Consider the following 13,536-nt stretch of genomic DNA (forward strand, 5'->3'; position numbering starts at 1 on the left):
AAATCAGAAACGATTTCCTTTCCCTAAGTTAACTTCTGGAGCATTATATCTCGCCGATAACACGAGTCCAAGTGCCATAAATGCGCCAAGAAGTGAGCTTCCCCCATAACTGACAAAAAGTAGCGGAATACCGGTAATTGGAAGAAGACCAATTGTCATCCCGATATTTTCTAAAACGTGAAATAAAATCATCGAGCAAACGCCTGCACAAATATACGAGTAAAAAGGAATATTTATATCTAAAGCTACTCGAATTATTTGGTAAATCAGTAAAAAGTATAACATAATAAGCACACAGCCACCAATGAAACCGAAATTACCACCAATGATAGAAAAAATAAAATCATTATGGTTTTCCGGAATCGCAATAGCTTGATTCCCTATTCCATTTCCTTGTAACTGCCCAGAACCAATCGCTTGCATCGAGCGAAGTAACTGCATTCCGTCGCCCAGCGGATCCTCTTCCGGTCTTAGCCAAGAAGTGATACGTTTAAATTGGTATGTTTTAAAGCCTAATTTTTGTAAAAAGTCCGGATTGTACATAACTAAATAGATTAAAGTTCCACCAAGAAGTGCAATTGAACTGAAAACTGGTAACAAAATTTTCCAAGTAACACCGCTAAGAAATACCATACCAACAATAATAGCAATAAATACTAAAATCGTTCCAAGGTCCGGTTGAAGTGCTACAAGACCGAGCGGAAGAATAGAAACAATACCTATTTTTAAAAGTAACTGCATATCTAGACTTACGGTATGTATTTTATATTTTTTATTGTGATCCCAAATGACTTTCGCAAGCGCTAAAATCAAAAAACTTTTCATTAATTCTGATGGTTGCAGACTTCCAAGCGATCCGATACTAATCCAACTTTTGGACCCTTTTCGCTCATCACCAACGATGAGTACAAGTACTAGCAACAAGTTTCCGATTCCATAAAGATAGTACGCCGCCCATTGCAGCTTATCATAGTCGAAAAAAAGTACAATAACAACAACTACTCCAGTAGAAATAACAATCCAAATAGATTGTTGCAACAAGAAATTATTTGTATATTGGTCGTTTACAAGTCCAGCAACATAAATCGCCACGAGACCAATAACACAAAGCAACATCATTAAAAATATAATCGAATAGTCTACTCGAACTGCTTTTTTTCTATTTCTAGCCATTGTTTTCCGTCCTTTTGTGTTTGAATTTAAATGTAAAAAGGCTGCTATTCTTAAAAAGAGCAACAGCCTTCATCTATTATAATAAAGTTTACCTTGGATAGGAAGCTTTTTCACCAAATTCTAATCTTCTTTCTGTTTTCTTTAATATTCAAAACGAGTCGAAGCAAGTGGATGAATATGCTGCTTTCCATCTTTTTCGGTAATATCCGCTGTAATATGGAAAACATCTCGAAGCAGCTCTGTCGTGAAAACTTCTCTAGGCGAGCCGTCTTTGACTAATTGACCATTTTCGCACACAAACACATAATCACTATAAATCGCAGCTTGATTCAGATCATGTAAAACGAGCACGATAGTTAAATTATATTCTTTGTTTAAATGGACGAGTAAGTCTAACAATTCTAGTTGATGCGCAATGTCTAAATAAGTAGTTGGCTCATCTAATAATAAAATGGGCGTTTTTTGCGCAAGAGCCATTGCCAGCCAAGCACGTTGTCGTTCTCCGCCTGATAACGAATGTAGCGGGCGATAAGCCAGTTCTTCTAAGTTACACACTTTAATAGCCCAGTGAATGACCGCCTCGTCCTCCTCTTGCAAAGTGGAGAGCCAACTTCGGTGCGGCAAACGGCCATATGCCACTAAATCATGCACCATCACATCTACCAAACCTTCTGGAGCTTGTGATAACATCGTCATTTTTTTCGCTAAATCTTTAGATGGGATTTCAGTAATGTTTTTATCATTTAAGAAAATCTCCCCGCTATCCGGCGTCAAAAGGCGCATCATCAAACGCAGCATAGTCGATTTTCCCGAGCCGTTTGGACCGATAAGCGTAGTGATTTTCCCTTCTGGAATGCTTGCACTCACGTTTTTCATTTCGAAATCTCTTTTACGTGAGAAAGAAACATTTTTTAGTTCTAATGCTGATTTCATGAAGCAACCCTCCCTCTTTGAAGTAAGAACAAGAAGAATGGTGCGCCTATCATCGCAAGCAGGATTCCAACAGGAAGTTCAATGGAACCGAACCAACTTCTAGCCGCCGTATCAGCAAAACCAACTAATAAAGCCCCGCCGAGTGCGGATAGCGGCAGTAAATATTTATAGTCATTCCCGATAATCAGACGAAAAATATGTGGCACGACAAGCCCAACAAAGCCAATAAGTCCAGCTACACTAACCGCAACGCCGCTTAGAAAGGCCGCCAACATTATAATGAAAAAGCGATGCCGTTCCACAGAAAAGCCAAGCAATTTCGCCGCATCGTCCCCGAGTAGCAATACATTAGAAGAACGAATCGCAAAACCACTTAAAACAAACCCGACCAGCATATACGGCCAAATCATATCCAAATGATACCAACTTTTCCCGGAGAGCGTTCCTGTCATCCAAGAAATGACACTTTGGACCCGGTTGCTATACAGCACCATTACGCCAGAAGTCATCGCTCCAATAAACGCATTAATCGCTACACCCGACAAAATTACGCGTAAAGGAGAAACACCGCGATCCCATGCAAGCAAATAAATCAAAATAGCTGTTCCAAACGCCCCTAAAAACGCACCAATCGGCACAAAGGAAGCTAACGCAGGAAATGCTAATGTCATTAAAATGGCCACGAAGCCACCACCGGCTGAAACCCCAATTACGCCTGGGTCAGCTAATGGATTCCGCATCACGCCTTGCAGCAAGCATCCAGCAATCGCCAGCGCCGCTCCTACTAAGAAAGCAATTAATAACCGCGGCAAGCGCAAGTTCCAAATCAATTGATTCGCTAGGTCGCTTCCCCCGCCAGTTAGCGTCTGCCAAGCGTCACTATATGTAATTTTCACGGACCCAGTTGTCAGTCCGTAGAAAAAAGCTAAAATAAGTAAAATGATTACTACAATAAAAGTTATCCGTCTACGTTTTCGCCGCGGATCATGCGCCTTCACAGTTGTCATTAGTTATCCACCTTATTTATCTCATCTGTCATATAATCCAAGGCTTGATCAATTTTAATTCCAGGATTTGTTCCGAATAGCTCTGCAGGAAGTACGACAATATGATCATTTTTAACGGCGCTTGTTGAATTCCAAGCTTCATTTTGTTTCATTTCTTTCTTGAATGCTGCTTCTGTTTCTTTTTCGTCCCCGCCGTGAATCATTAAGAAAATCACTTCCGGGTCAGCAGCAACAATTTTTTCTACGTTCATCGAAGCGTATTGTGGGAAGTTTTCAACGCCTTTAAAATCTTTCGCTACATTTTCTCCGCCAGCAATTTCTAAAACATTTCCACTTAATGAGGATGGTAGCGCCGCGTAATTACTTCCGGGAGCCCCTAGAACAAGTAATGAGCGTACTTTTTTACCTTGTTGCTTCTTCTTCACTTCCGCCACTTTTTGGTCAATATTCGCTTCTAACTCTTTGGCTTTCGTTTCTTTACCTAAAAGTTCGCCAAGTACGGCTGTTTGTTTTTTAATTTCGTCAATTGAGTTGGCTCCGGTCAACACGACTTTCGGCCCGACGCCTTCCATCGCAGGAACATCTTTTAAGTTTTGTTCTGAACTTGCGACAATAGCATCAGCACCAAGAGAGGCAATTTTTTCTAAATTCAAATCATGTGTATTGCCGACTTCTGTAGCTTTCTTCGCGCCATCAGGGACACCACTCGCATCCGTTGTTTGGCGACCTACCACCGTTCCACCAAGTGCATAGATAATATTCATATCCGCATTCGTCAGTGCGATAATTCGTTCTGGTTTTTTATCAAAAGAAACATCGCGCCCGGCCATATCTGTTATCGTTAGAGCCGCTTGCGATTTATTTTCCGTTTTAGTTGTTTCATTATTCGTATCAGTTGCCGTATCATTTCCACACGATGCAAGGAGTAGTGCGGCTGTTATACTTAATGTCAATATAGTTATTTTCTTCATAATTCCCCTCCACAACACTGTCCTTTTCATTCTACTAAATTATAACACGATATTCAAAAAGACGAACCCCTAATTGAGAATTATTTTCATCTATATTCAAATAGTCGTAATTTTCCTGCTGATACTTTATAATTAACTTAAGGAGGCGATGAAAAATGACTGATAATCTTTTTCCAAATCTAGCACATGAAAATTGCAAAGAAACAATGCCCCCAGTCACGACTGAACAATTCAAAGAAGCAGCTATTCTCGAAAAGAATCGCAAACTCGAAGAAATCTTAAACATCGTTGATAAAAATAAACCAAGTATTAAAAAATAACGAGGACCTGTTCACGCAGGTTCTTTATTTTACGTTTAATTCCGAGTTAACTCATAAGATAAGTTATATTTATTTTATTTCGCTCAAAAATCATGTATACTAGAAAAAAAGACACGTCAGGAGGCCCCTACATTGGCTATTTTAGAACTTAATTTCAAATCAGTTTGTTTAGCTATGCAAACAAGTGTAACGGTGATTTTGCCCGAAACAGATGCACTTTATCATGGCTCGATTCCAAAATATAAAACATTATATATTCTTCACGGTTTGTCGAATAACCACACAACTTATGTACGCAATACAAATATCGAACGCTATGCCACTGAAAAAGGGCTCGCTGTCGTCATGCCCGCAGCAGACCATAGCTTTTATTCTAACATGGTTCACGGGCGCGACTTCTTTGAATTTGTTAGCACAGAACTGCCGAATGTCATGAAGAATTGGTTTCCGCTTTCAGATAAAAAAGAAGATACGTTCATAGCTGGTCATTCCATGGGTGGTTACGGTGCGTTCAAAGTTGCACTTACTTTCCCGGAAAAATTCCAAGCCGCAGCTAGTATGTCCGGCGTCATGGATATTAATTATATCATTAAAGAAGATTGTTTCGAAAATTTCAGCACGCGTGCCATCACAGGTGAAATGGCTAGCCAAACAGGTACGGAAAATGATTTATTTCATTTATTAGAAACAAATCTCCAAAATCAAGTCCCTTTACCAGCTCTTTTCCAAAATTGTGGTACGGAAGATTTTCTTTATGAAGATAATATTCGTTTTCGCGATTTTGCACTTGAGAAAAATGCTCCGCTAGAATATCGCGAAGGTCCCGGTGACCATGATTGGGAGTTTTGGGATAAGAGCATCAAAGAAATTATCGACTGGCTTCCACTTTAATAGAAAGAAGACTCGGACTCACCATCCAAGTCTTCTTTTTTTAATGCGTAAATCCGTATGAATCGTTTCGTTCTTTGTCATGATAAAGTACTCTTGCATGCTCTAAATTATGAAGCGCGTCTGCAAAGTCAGCCGCAAACTCCTCGGCCACGTTATAGCCTAAGTCCGCCCGGCAAACAAACCGTTGAATAATCGTATCACTTAAATCTGCCGGAAGTGGATAGGCTGGAACTTGCCACCCCTTCATTAAAAGCTGATCAGCTAAATCATACAGCGTCCACTCGACATCCAGTCCTTCTTTCATTTTGTAACAGACAATCGGCAAATTAGCGCCATCATTAATAATTTCAAAATAGCCACTTTTTTCTACAGTTTTTGCCAAGTAAAGGGCTGTTTTCTTTGTTTTTTCATGGATTTCTCGGTAACCTTCAAATCCATAACGCAAGAAATTATAATATTGCCCAATAATTTGGCTAGCGCTACGAGAGAAGTTAATCGCCATCGTCGGCATCGAACCACCTAAGTAGCTGACTTCAAAAATAAGTTCTTTTGGTAAATATTCTTTGTCTTTCCATAAAATCCAACCAACACCAGGATAAACCAATCCGTATTTATGACCGGAAGTATTTATAGAAACAACATTTTTAAGGCGGAAATCCCAAGGTAATTCTGGATTTACAAATGGTGTAAACATCGCGCCACTTGCGCCGTCAATATGAATAACTAATTGATGCTCATTTGCTTCATTGTATGCTTCTACTTTTTCATTTAATAAGGCGATATCATCAAATTTACCTGTATAAGTAATGCCTAAAATCCCGACAATCCCAATTGTGTAATCATCGACCAAATCAAACACTTTATCTACATCGATACTGAGATGCTCTTTATCCATTGGTACAACACGCATATCGACATCCCAATACACACAAAATTTTTCCCAACATACTTGGTAGCCTGATGAAATAATTAAGTTCGGTCGTTTTGCCTGAATATCTAGACCACGCTTTTCCGCATGGTTACGCCAGCGAAATTTCATTGCCAAACCGCCAAGCATACACGCTTCCGAAGAACCAACAGTCGAAGTCCCCAAGTAAGCCATCTCCTTTGGCGCATTCCACAAATCGGCTAAAATATTGACGCAGCGATTTTCTAGTTCAGCTGTTTGCGGATATTCGGATTTATCAATTGCATTTTTCTCGAGCGTTTCTGCCATCAGTATTTCTGCCTCTTTTTCCATGTATGTCTGACAAAAAGTTGCCAAGTTTTGCCGCGCATTGCCTTCATCCATCAACTGATCTTTCACTAATTGATAGGCTATACGTGGTTCCATCGGTTCCTTTTTTAATACATATTTCGGGATACTCGTGCTTTCTTCTTCAGATCCAAAGAGCGGGATTCGATAACTTTCATGTTTTCGCTTGTCGTTTTCACTATAAAGCATCTTTTTTCCTCCTTTAAAATAACTGATCACCTTCATCCACCAATACCCATTAAACCAGAGAGACAAACCGTTCAATTTTTCACAATAATTTGTTATACTACGGTGGTACCTATAAGGAGGTTCATTATGTTTGATTTAATTTTTCCACTTTTACTTATTATTCTCGGTGTCATCTACCGGGTGAATCCACCTAAAAATAAAGAAAGTCGCTTTAGTTATCGAACGAAAGCATCTTTAAAAAATGAAATATCTTGGCAAAAAGCGCATCAACTACTTGGAATCTACTGGATTACTATCGGAGTTTTACTTTTAGTTTTGTCCCTAACGCTCGCTTTTATCCCGATGCACGCCTTTGTTCGTAGCTCGATTTTATTAACGACAAGTATTTTTGCCGTGCTACTGTCCGTCATTTTAGTCGAGAAAAAACTACAATAAAAAAAGCACCGCGCTAAGCAGTACTTTTCCTGTAATCCATTACATATAAGTCCAAAAAAATTTTTACTCTTCTTCTTTTATAATTGTATTGCGTTCGGTAACGCGATAAATATGAATTGTAAGATAGACACGCTCATCTCTCGTTAGTTCCGTATGATGTGTATTAATCAAATAAGCGTCAATTTTTTTCGTGCATTTAAAAGCTTCTGGGTATTTAAGTTGTACTTGTTCATATAAAAAGTCATCGCCGGAATCGACAATTTCTTTTCGAAGTAACCGTTGTGCGAAATATTGTAAATGTGTAATAAAACGCGTGTAATTCAGTGAAGTTTCATCCAAGACCATACCATAATGATACGTAACAATACTTAAAATATCTTGAACAATTTGAGTCATCGCTACAGTCATGTGCATCTGTTGTCCATCTTGTCTAGCATTTACAATGTGAAGCGCGATAAAACCAGCTTCATCCTCATCTAAACGAATTCCAACTTCTTGCTCGATAAAATCTAGTGCCTTCATTCCTACCAAATACTCTGCGTGATAAAATCGTTTTATTTCCCATAATAATGCGTTTTTCAAATTAATACCTTGATTATACCGTGACACAGCGAAGTTAATATGATCAGTTAGGGTTAAATAAATATTGTCACTTAAATCTGTTTCCAAAGTTTCTTGCGCATACTGGACCACGTCATCCGCAACACGTAAATGTTTCAGTGGAATCTCACTGAGTAATTCAGAGAGCTTTTCTGAAAGTTCATGTGTTTCCATTACGAATGTTTTTTCAATCTTGGATACCTCCACTTCATCTCCAAGTTTCTTTTGAAAAGCAAGACCACGGCCCATCACTACAGACTCCTTGCCACTTTTACCCTCGGCGATTACAACATTGTTATTCAGTATTTTTTTGATAATCATGCATTTTCACCTCTTTCAAAAGAAAAAAACCCAAACTAATTCCAATGCTATTAATATCAAAATAGCACTTGAATTAATTCAGGTTTTGCCCGCCTCAGCAGTAACAATCCTATGCTTTTCTCTAACATTATAGTACAAAAAGAAACCGATTACAAGTGGTTTTTTGATATTCAATTTTGGATTACTTTATATCTTCCCTACTTTACCACAACTTATTCATTGACATGTAGTTTTCTGCATGCTATTTTTGGCTGGAGGTGATAAATTATGGCAACACGCTCGGAACAAATTTTTATTAATTTGCCTGTAAAAGATTTACAAGCAACCGTCGCTTTTTTCACAGAACTTGGCTACGAATTTAATCCGCAATTCACAGACGAAAACGCTACCCAAATGCTCATCGGGGAAAATATTTTCGCCATGCTCTTGAAAGAAGATTTCTTCCAGACTTTCCATAAAGAAGGCATCGCTGACACAACAAAAGCACGCGAAGTCCTCATCACCATCACCCAAGATAGCCGCCAAGCAGTCGATACGCTGGTCGATCATGCACTAAAAATCGGCGCAAAACCAGCAGGCGAAACACAAGACTACGACTTCATGTATAGCAGAAGTTTTCTTGACTTAGACAACCATCTATGGGAAATCGCTTATTTAGACGAATCCGCTTTACAATAATTACAAAAAAAGCCGTTGGAATTCATTTGATTCCAGCGGCTTTCTTGAATTTCCGTATTTTTTTAATGGCCCATTCGTAATGACTTGATGTACTTGATATAAAAATGGCGCCTAGTGAAGTTGTATTGGTCCATTTATAATATTTCTTCGTAAAAAGTTCTTCATTCGAATGTTCCGCAATAATCCGCATTTCTTCATGATGCGTAGTTGCTAATAAATTTCTCGCCTCTTCTAACCCCATCGTTTGATACTTCTTCCATATAACCAAATTAAGTGCGGGCGTTGTTTTCCATGTATAACCTTCCGCTGGCATAAATGGTTTTTCTCCGCGCATCCCAACCTCATACCAATTAAGTGCCATTTTATGCCATTCGTGTAGATGTACTACTACATCACGAATATTTTTGTCTCGATCCTCAAATGGAAACGCGTGCTGCTGCATTTCTTTTGGTATAGAGTCGATTAAATCCATTAACTTTTGGTAGCTAGTCGTGCTTTGTTGAAGTAATTCTTCTTTATTTTTCGGCCTCACCATCTAAACATTACTCCTTTCTAACAATTATGTAAGTTTAAATAAGCATTTTGTTGTCTTGTGCGAGGGATTAACTCCTCACTTCCATATACAATAAATGTAACAACTCAGCAAAGGATGATTGACATGAAAAAAATTATTATACTTATTATAAGCGTTCTATTACTTGGTGGAATTATCGGTGGCGTATATTACTTTAAAAATGCCAATAAAATAGGAGCAGACGCTTCTTACGTTAAAATCACAAAAGATCCTACTAAAGGAAAAGAAATAAGCTTCAATAATAACTACACTCTTCCAGCATACGATGAAAACGGTAAAGAAACAGAAGTTACTTTTTCCGCAGATAAAGAATTACGTAAAGGCGCTTACTTGAAACTTTATATTAAAGAAGACAAAGGCGTAACTTCCTTTGAAGAAGTTCCAGAAAAAGAAGTACCCGCTAAAGCAGCAGAAAAACTTAAATAATAACGAAATCTCCTCCTTATGAGGAGATTTTTTATATCGAAATATATATTTCTATTTTACCACTTGTATGATACCATTCAAAATCCGTTTTATATGCTCGTTTTAACTCACTATCCCGCGACCAAATTTCCTGCCAAACTTCTTCCACACCTTTATGATTCGCGTTATCTACTGAAAACACCAAATACTCACCTGGTTCGATGACTACACTCTGTTGTTCATCCCAGTCAATTGTTCCTACTAACAAGTCATAGTCACCCTTATAATCACTGGCATAATTACTATATACCGCAAAAATATCTCCAGCCGGTTTATCGACCATCACTTCACCCCAAAGTTCTGCAATTGGACTGAAATTAGCATTATTTGCTCGTATCTTTTTCCCGAAAATTTCTTTAGTTTCTTGTAAAATCATTATTTGCCGCCTCCTTTTAAAACCATTATAGCGAACAAAACCTGACAACTATCTGTCAACAATTCAAATTAAAATAAAGTTTTTCCACTTCGGATTTGTAGTCTTTTTGAAGCGATGCAGGTTCTAAAATTTTCACGGCACTTCCAAACATCAATAAAAACGGGATTATGTTGCGCTCCAAATCATAGAAAAAGCTTACACGGACATAATCGTCTCCAGTCTCCATTTCTTCTTGCAAAAAATAATCCAACAATTTCCCGAGCTGATTTTTCGGAAATTCCAACACAATTTTTTTCATTTCTGCAGGCTGGTGCTCCGTTTCTTCAACGTACATAATCGCTTTACTTATTTCTTCCAATGAAGTTATCCGCGTTAATTTAAAATGACGAATCGCTGCTCTTTTGTGGCAATAGGCTTCTAAATACCAACTGCCATCCATCAAGTTTAATTTTTGCGGCGAAATCTCCCGCGTTGTTTCTGCGCCACTCATAGCAATATACGTAATTTCTAATTGTTTATTTGTTGTAAAAGCTTTCTGGATATAGGCGACTTTTCGTTTCACTTCTGCTTCAATTTGCTGACGATGTTGTGTCGCTGAATCAAAGAAAATATGCTTACTAGTTGGTTTTTCGGTCTGTAATAGCGTGATTTTTTCTCGTAAAATCTCTTGGCTATCATTCAGCATAAACTCCGAACGCGCCTCTAATGCCTCAAGCAAAATCTGTTTTTCCGCCTCCGAAAAAGTAAATGTCGCCAACTTATATGTATCGAGCATTGTGAACCCGCCGTTTTTCCCCGGCAAAGCAACAACTGGAAATCCCGCATAAAGTAGCGTATCCATATCGCGATAAATCGTCCTTGTGCTTACTTCAAATTTTTCAGCCAGCTCACTTGCCAGCACTTTTCGCTCCAAAATCATGACTAGTATTGCTAAAATCCGTTCTAGTTTCATCCTAAAACCTCCAACATTTTATCGATCAAAAACCCATGCATATGTAATAGATAAAGTTTCCCGCATCATATTTTTTATTTTTATTACTGACTGCGATTTCGCTGGAAGCCCTGAAGCATCAAGCTCTTGCCGCTTCGCTAACATCAAAGCACGATACATATGATAATCACTAGTGACAATAACTGTTTTTCCTAAATTAAATTTTTCCTTACTATATTTTATGTTTTCTTCTGTTCTTCGTGATTTATCCTCTATTTTAATCCGACTTCTAGTAATCCCTTTGTTCACTAAATATTCCTCCATAACAGAGGCTTCCGAAGCACTTTCATCTTCGCCTTGTCCACCGCTAACTACTACTTGCATCGTCGGATTTTCGTTTAAATAAGTAACAGCAGCATCTAATCTTTCTTTTAATACTTCGGCCGGTTCTGCCGGATCCCCGTTGACTTTCGCACCTAAAATCAGTACTGTATCAGCATTATCGCTCGGTTTCGCCCTCGTTCCACTAAACATAATGGCCGCGACAATCAATAAATAGATAAATCCAATTGCAATTAAAATAATAGAAATTCTCTTCAGGCGTCTCATCTAGTTCGTCCTCTCTTTATTTCTTTAATTATAGTTTAGCAGAAGATTGTAAATAAAAGAGAAAGAAAAGGTCAAGTTAAGGGAAAATAGAAAAACACCCCGCGGTAGTTGGGGTGTTTTTCTATAAGCTATTTTTCTTAATTAAAACGTACGGTTTAATCGTATTTTGACAAACTATAGTCAAAAGTAGGCTTTTTATTTTACCAGCCCAATTTCGGATTGCTTAAAATCAAACAATTAACAGATGTATTATAACTAGAACTTTTATAAGTTGAAGCCACATTTAACTGAGTTCCGACCCATCCATTTGTAGTTGAAATTGGTGTCCAACTATCTATAACATTGTATTTATATGAGTTGCTTGAAAAAGATAGTGACTTTGTTTGCTTTAACATAGGTTTATTTCCGAATTTTGTCATTCCTGATTGTGCTACTTTAGCAGTTCTTTTAGTTATTTTCCCTCCGCTTTTCTTAACCGAGGTACTATAATTAATTGAGTTCATATCCACATGTGTATTACCATTCTTTTTTTGTTGATGATAATATACTTTAGCTGATATGTATACGCTATCTTTAGCACCTTTTTTCCCAGTGCTACTTGTGTCAGTCCATGCAGACATTGGAACCAGATAAGTTGCAAAATTGTTATACTTAGAAGACTGGTCTTCCGTTTGAATATCCTTATTTTCTTCAAGATCCATGTCGCTATCTTCAACAGCATCCACAAGATCAGCTGATATAACACCGTCACCTTCTACTTCAACAAAAATAGTAGATACTAGTTCAGCATCATACTCTCCATCCTCGTTCGCCTTAACTTCCAAAACTTCAGTTGCTGTTTTAGTTTCTAGTTCTTCTTCTACACCTTCTAAAGCATCCGTTGTAACTTCTGCCGTTGATTCATCAATAATTATTGGTATTTTTTCCCCTGCAGCTTTTATATAATCCACATTTTCTTGCTTATCTGCTAAATCTAATAACTTATCTTCATTTTTAATTTCTTCTTTTTCAAAAACTGTTTTTAAATCACTATCCGTTGCTTCTTTTGATTCAGCTAATACAGTTGTTGGTATTATGCAGCTCACCGCTACAACTAGACCTACAATAAAATTTCTTTTTTTCATTATCATAAATCCTCCGATGTTTTTAAATATAATGCATACATAATTAAAGATAAAATGCTCGCTATTACTACGATGATGAATGCTGGTTCTACTAATTCAGTGAAATAAGTACTTAGGATATTAAATGTGATTCTTCCAAAGCCAAATAATGGTCGAACTGCCAAATTAAGTAAACCTAAAACCAATATTAAAATCCCTATGAATGGTATGATTTTATTTTTACCTTGATGAAATTTCGGAATAAATATAGTACATAAAAATCCTAAATATCCAAAAATGATGATTGGTTGCATCCAAATTAATTTATAAGCAGGCTCATATACTAATTCAAAAGTTGTTGCGTCTATCCCGTTAGACATCCAAGGGAACAACAAACAAATTACTCCTATTCCAAAAAATGCAATGCTTAATAATCTATACATAAGCAAACCTCCTCCCTGAGTAGATATTAGCATAAAAAGTTGATGTATATAAAAAAGGGTGTAAGAACGGCATTATTTCGTTTTAATTAATCCAAAAAAACGTTATTTATAATAATTATTACACTTTATGTGTTGAATTTGCTCCTTTTAGATAAAAACCATAGCTAAATAGTGTTGTTATTCAAAAATTATTCAATTTGTAAATTAAACAAGCAAAAGTGTCATAAAACATTCATTTACAACTACTCATTTATCATATTTT

The 13,536-nt window shown here is 37.4% G+C and carries 17 protein-coding genes; 5 read left to right on the forward strand and 12 right to left on the reverse strand.

What is annotated here, in order from left to right; translation table 11 throughout:
• Positions 1–3 precede the first annotated feature (3 nt).
• The 4 genes from rodA to AB2Q86_RS12645 form a co-directional block, all read right to left on the reverse strand.
• Complete coding sequence (gene rodA, locus AB2Q86_RS12630; protein ID WP_003730020.1) at positions 4–1,173, reverse strand: rod shape-determining protein RodA; 1,170 nt, start codon at positions 1,171–1,173, stop codon at positions 4–6.
• 141 nt (positions 1,174–1,314) lie between these two features.
• Positions 1,315–2,106 (reverse strand): ABC transporter ATP-binding protein, encoded by a 792-nt coding sequence (locus tag AB2Q86_RS12635; RefSeq protein ID WP_003730019.1) that lies wholly within the window; start codon positions 2,104–2,106, stop codon positions 1,315–1,317.
• On the reverse strand, positions 2,103–3,113 hold the full coding sequence (locus AB2Q86_RS12640; protein WP_003726486.1) for an iron ABC transporter permease: 1,011 nt from the start codon (positions 3,111–3,113) through the stop codon (positions 2,103–2,105). The genes AB2Q86_RS12635 and AB2Q86_RS12640 overlap by 4 nt, the downstream gene beginning before the upstream one ends.
• Positions 3,113–4,084 (reverse strand): ABC transporter substrate-binding protein, encoded by a 972-nt coding sequence (locus tag AB2Q86_RS12645; RefSeq protein WP_003726487.1) that lies wholly within the window; start codon positions 4,082–4,084, stop codon positions 3,113–3,115. The genes AB2Q86_RS12640 and AB2Q86_RS12645 overlap by 1 nt, the downstream gene beginning before the upstream one ends.
• Positions 4,085–4,239: 155 nt before the next feature.
• On the opposite strand from AB2Q86_RS12645, the gene AB2Q86_RS12650 reads away from it, so the two are divergent.
• Both AB2Q86_RS12650 and AB2Q86_RS12655 read left to right on the forward strand, forming a co-directional pair.
• Positions 4,240–4,404, forward strand: coding sequence for a hypothetical protein (locus AB2Q86_RS12650; RefSeq protein WP_012580797.1), 165 nt, complete (start codon positions 4,240–4,242; stop codon positions 4,402–4,404).
• Positions 4,405–4,536: 132 nt separating this feature from the next.
• Positions 4,537–5,295, forward strand: a complete 759-nt coding sequence (locus AB2Q86_RS12655) for an alpha/beta hydrolase family protein (RefSeq protein ID WP_012580796.1) — start codon at positions 4,537–4,539, stop codon at positions 5,293–5,295.
• A 40-nt stretch (positions 5,296–5,335) separates the two neighbouring features.
• On the opposite strand, the gene AB2Q86_RS12660 is transcribed toward AB2Q86_RS12655, so the two are convergent.
• A complete protein-coding gene (locus tag AB2Q86_RS12660; RefSeq protein ID WP_012580795.1) occupies positions 5,336–6,739 on the reverse strand; it encodes a glutamate decarboxylase in 1,404 nt (467 codons plus the stop codon).
• Between the two features lie 126 nt (positions 6,740–6,865).
• On the opposite strand from AB2Q86_RS12660, the gene AB2Q86_RS12665 reads away from it, so the two are divergent.
• Positions 6,866–7,174: an SdpI family protein gene (locus tag AB2Q86_RS12665; protein WP_012580794.1), complete on the forward strand. Its 309-nt coding sequence runs from the start codon at positions 6,866–6,868 to the stop codon at positions 7,172–7,174.
• 63 nt (positions 7,175–7,237) lie between these two features.
• Here AB2Q86_RS12665 and licT read toward each other — a convergent pair whose 3' ends face one another.
• Positions 7,238–8,095: a BglG family transcription antiterminator LicT gene (gene licT / locus AB2Q86_RS12670; protein WP_003730014.1), complete on the reverse strand. Its 858-nt coding sequence runs from the start codon at positions 8,093–8,095 to the stop codon at positions 7,238–7,240.
• 267 nt (positions 8,096–8,362) lie between these two features.
• Between licT and AB2Q86_RS12675 the strand changes: the two genes are divergently transcribed.
• Positions 8,363–8,773, forward strand: coding sequence for a VOC family protein (locus tag AB2Q86_RS12675; RefSeq protein WP_012580793.1), 411 nt, complete (start codon positions 8,363–8,365; stop codon positions 8,771–8,773).
• A gap of 22 nt (positions 8,774–8,795) precedes the next feature.
• Here the strand turns inward: AB2Q86_RS12675 and AB2Q86_RS12680 are convergent, their stop codons facing one another.
• On the reverse strand, positions 8,796–9,308 hold the full coding sequence (locus tag AB2Q86_RS12680) for a ClbS/DfsB family four-helix bundle protein (RefSeq protein WP_003730011.1): 513 nt from the start codon (positions 9,306–9,308) through the stop codon (positions 8,796–8,798).
• Positions 9,309–9,431: 123 nt separating this feature from the next.
• Between AB2Q86_RS12680 and AB2Q86_RS12685 the strand changes: the two genes are divergently transcribed.
• Entirely contained in the window at positions 9,432–9,773 is a 342-nt protein-coding gene (locus tag AB2Q86_RS12685; RefSeq protein WP_003737469.1) for a YxeA family protein, read from the forward strand.
• Between the two features lie 31 nt (positions 9,774–9,804).
• Here AB2Q86_RS12685 and AB2Q86_RS12690 read toward each other — a convergent pair whose 3' ends face one another.
• The 5 genes from AB2Q86_RS12690 to AB2Q86_RS12710 form a co-directional block, all read right to left on the reverse strand.
• Positions 9,805–10,188, reverse strand: a complete 384-nt coding sequence (locus AB2Q86_RS12690; protein WP_012580792.1) for a GyrI-like domain-containing protein — start codon at positions 10,186–10,188, stop codon at positions 9,805–9,807.
• Between the two features lie 55 nt (positions 10,189–10,243).
• Positions 10,244–11,140 (reverse strand): YafY family protein, encoded by an 897-nt coding sequence (locus AB2Q86_RS12695; RefSeq protein WP_012580791.1) that lies wholly within the window; start codon positions 11,138–11,140, stop codon positions 10,244–10,246.
• Between the two features lie 18 nt (positions 11,141–11,158).
• Positions 11,159–11,728 (reverse strand): YdcF family protein, encoded by a 570-nt coding sequence (locus tag AB2Q86_RS12700; protein ID WP_012580790.1) that lies wholly within the window; start codon positions 11,726–11,728, stop codon positions 11,159–11,161.
• A 200-nt stretch (positions 11,729–11,928) separates the two neighbouring features.
• Positions 11,929–12,852, reverse strand: coding sequence for a hypothetical protein (locus tag AB2Q86_RS12705; protein ID WP_012580789.1), 924 nt, complete (start codon positions 12,850–12,852; stop codon positions 11,929–11,931).
• Between the two features lie 2 nt (positions 12,853–12,854).
• The gene (locus AB2Q86_RS12710) at positions 12,855–13,274 is read right to left on the reverse strand and encodes a hypothetical protein (protein WP_012580788.1); all 420 of its coding nucleotides are present in this window, start codon (positions 13,272–13,274) and stop codon (positions 12,855–12,857) included.
• Positions 13,275–13,536: the final 262 nt, after the last annotated feature.

Origin of the sequence: Listeria monocytogenes (genome assembly GCF_041765605.1) — a bacterium.
Taxonomy (GTDB): domain Bacteria; phylum Bacillota; class Bacilli; order Lactobacillales; family Listeriaceae; genus Listeria; species Listeria monocytogenes_D.

Bases quoted from the DNA above. Each gene is read 5' to 3' on its own strand.
- AB2Q86_RS12685 (WP_003737469.1), top strand. From the start codon at position 9,432: ATGAAAAAAATTATTATACTTATTATAAGCGTTCTATTACTTGGTGGA.
- AB2Q86_RS12690 (WP_012580792.1), bottom strand. From the start codon at position 10,188: ATGATTTTACAAGAAACTAAAGAAATTTTCGGGAAAAAGATACGAGCA.
- AB2Q86_RS12705 (WP_012580789.1), bottom strand. From the start codon at position 12,852: ATGAAAAAAAGAAATTTTATTGTAGGTCTAGTTGTAGCGGTGAGCTGC.
- AB2Q86_RS12675 (WP_012580793.1), top strand. From the start codon at position 8,363: ATGGCAACACGCTCGGAACAAATTTTTATTAATTTGCCTGTAAAAGAT.
- AB2Q86_RS12710 (WP_012580788.1), bottom strand. From the start codon at position 13,274: ATGTATAGATTATTAAGCATTGCATTTTTTGGAATAGGAGTAATTTGT.
- AB2Q86_RS12665 (WP_012580794.1), top strand. From the start codon at position 6,866: ATGTTTGATTTAATTTTTCCACTTTTACTTATTATTCTCGGTGTCATC.
- AB2Q86_RS12650 (WP_012580797.1), top strand. From the start codon at position 4,240: ATGACTGATAATCTTTTTCCAAATCTAGCACATGAAAATTGCAAAGAA.
- AB2Q86_RS12660 (WP_012580795.1), bottom strand. From the start codon at position 6,739: ATGCTTTATAGTGAAAACGACAAGCGAAAACATGAAAGTTATCGAATC.
- licT (WP_003730014.1), bottom strand. From the start codon at position 8,095: ATGATTATCAAAAAAATACTGAATAACAATGTTGTAATCGCCGAGGGT.
- AB2Q86_RS12645 (WP_003726487.1), bottom strand. From the start codon at position 4,084: ATGAAGAAAATAACTATATTGACATTAAGTATAACAGCCGCACTACTC.
- AB2Q86_RS12700 (WP_012580790.1), bottom strand. From the start codon at position 11,728: ATGAGACGCCTGAAGAGAATTTCTATTATTTTAATTGCAATTGGATTT.
- AB2Q86_RS12695 (WP_012580791.1), bottom strand. From the start codon at position 11,140: ATGAAACTAGAACGGATTTTAGCAATACTAGTCATGATTTTGGAGCGA.
- AB2Q86_RS12635 (WP_003730019.1), bottom strand. From the start codon at position 2,106: ATGAAATCAGCATTAGAACTAAAAAATGTTTCTTTCTCACGTAAAAGA.
- AB2Q86_RS12680 (WP_003730011.1), bottom strand. From the start codon at position 9,308: ATGGTGAGGCCGAAAAATAAAGAAGAATTACTTCAACAAAGCACGACT.
- rodA (WP_003730020.1), bottom strand. From the start codon at position 1,173: ATGGCTAGAAATAGAAAAAAAGCAGTTCGAGTAGACTATTCGATTATA.
- AB2Q86_RS12640 (WP_003726486.1), bottom strand. From the start codon at position 3,113: ATGACAACTGTGAAGGCGCATGATCCGCGGCGAAAACGTAGACGGATA.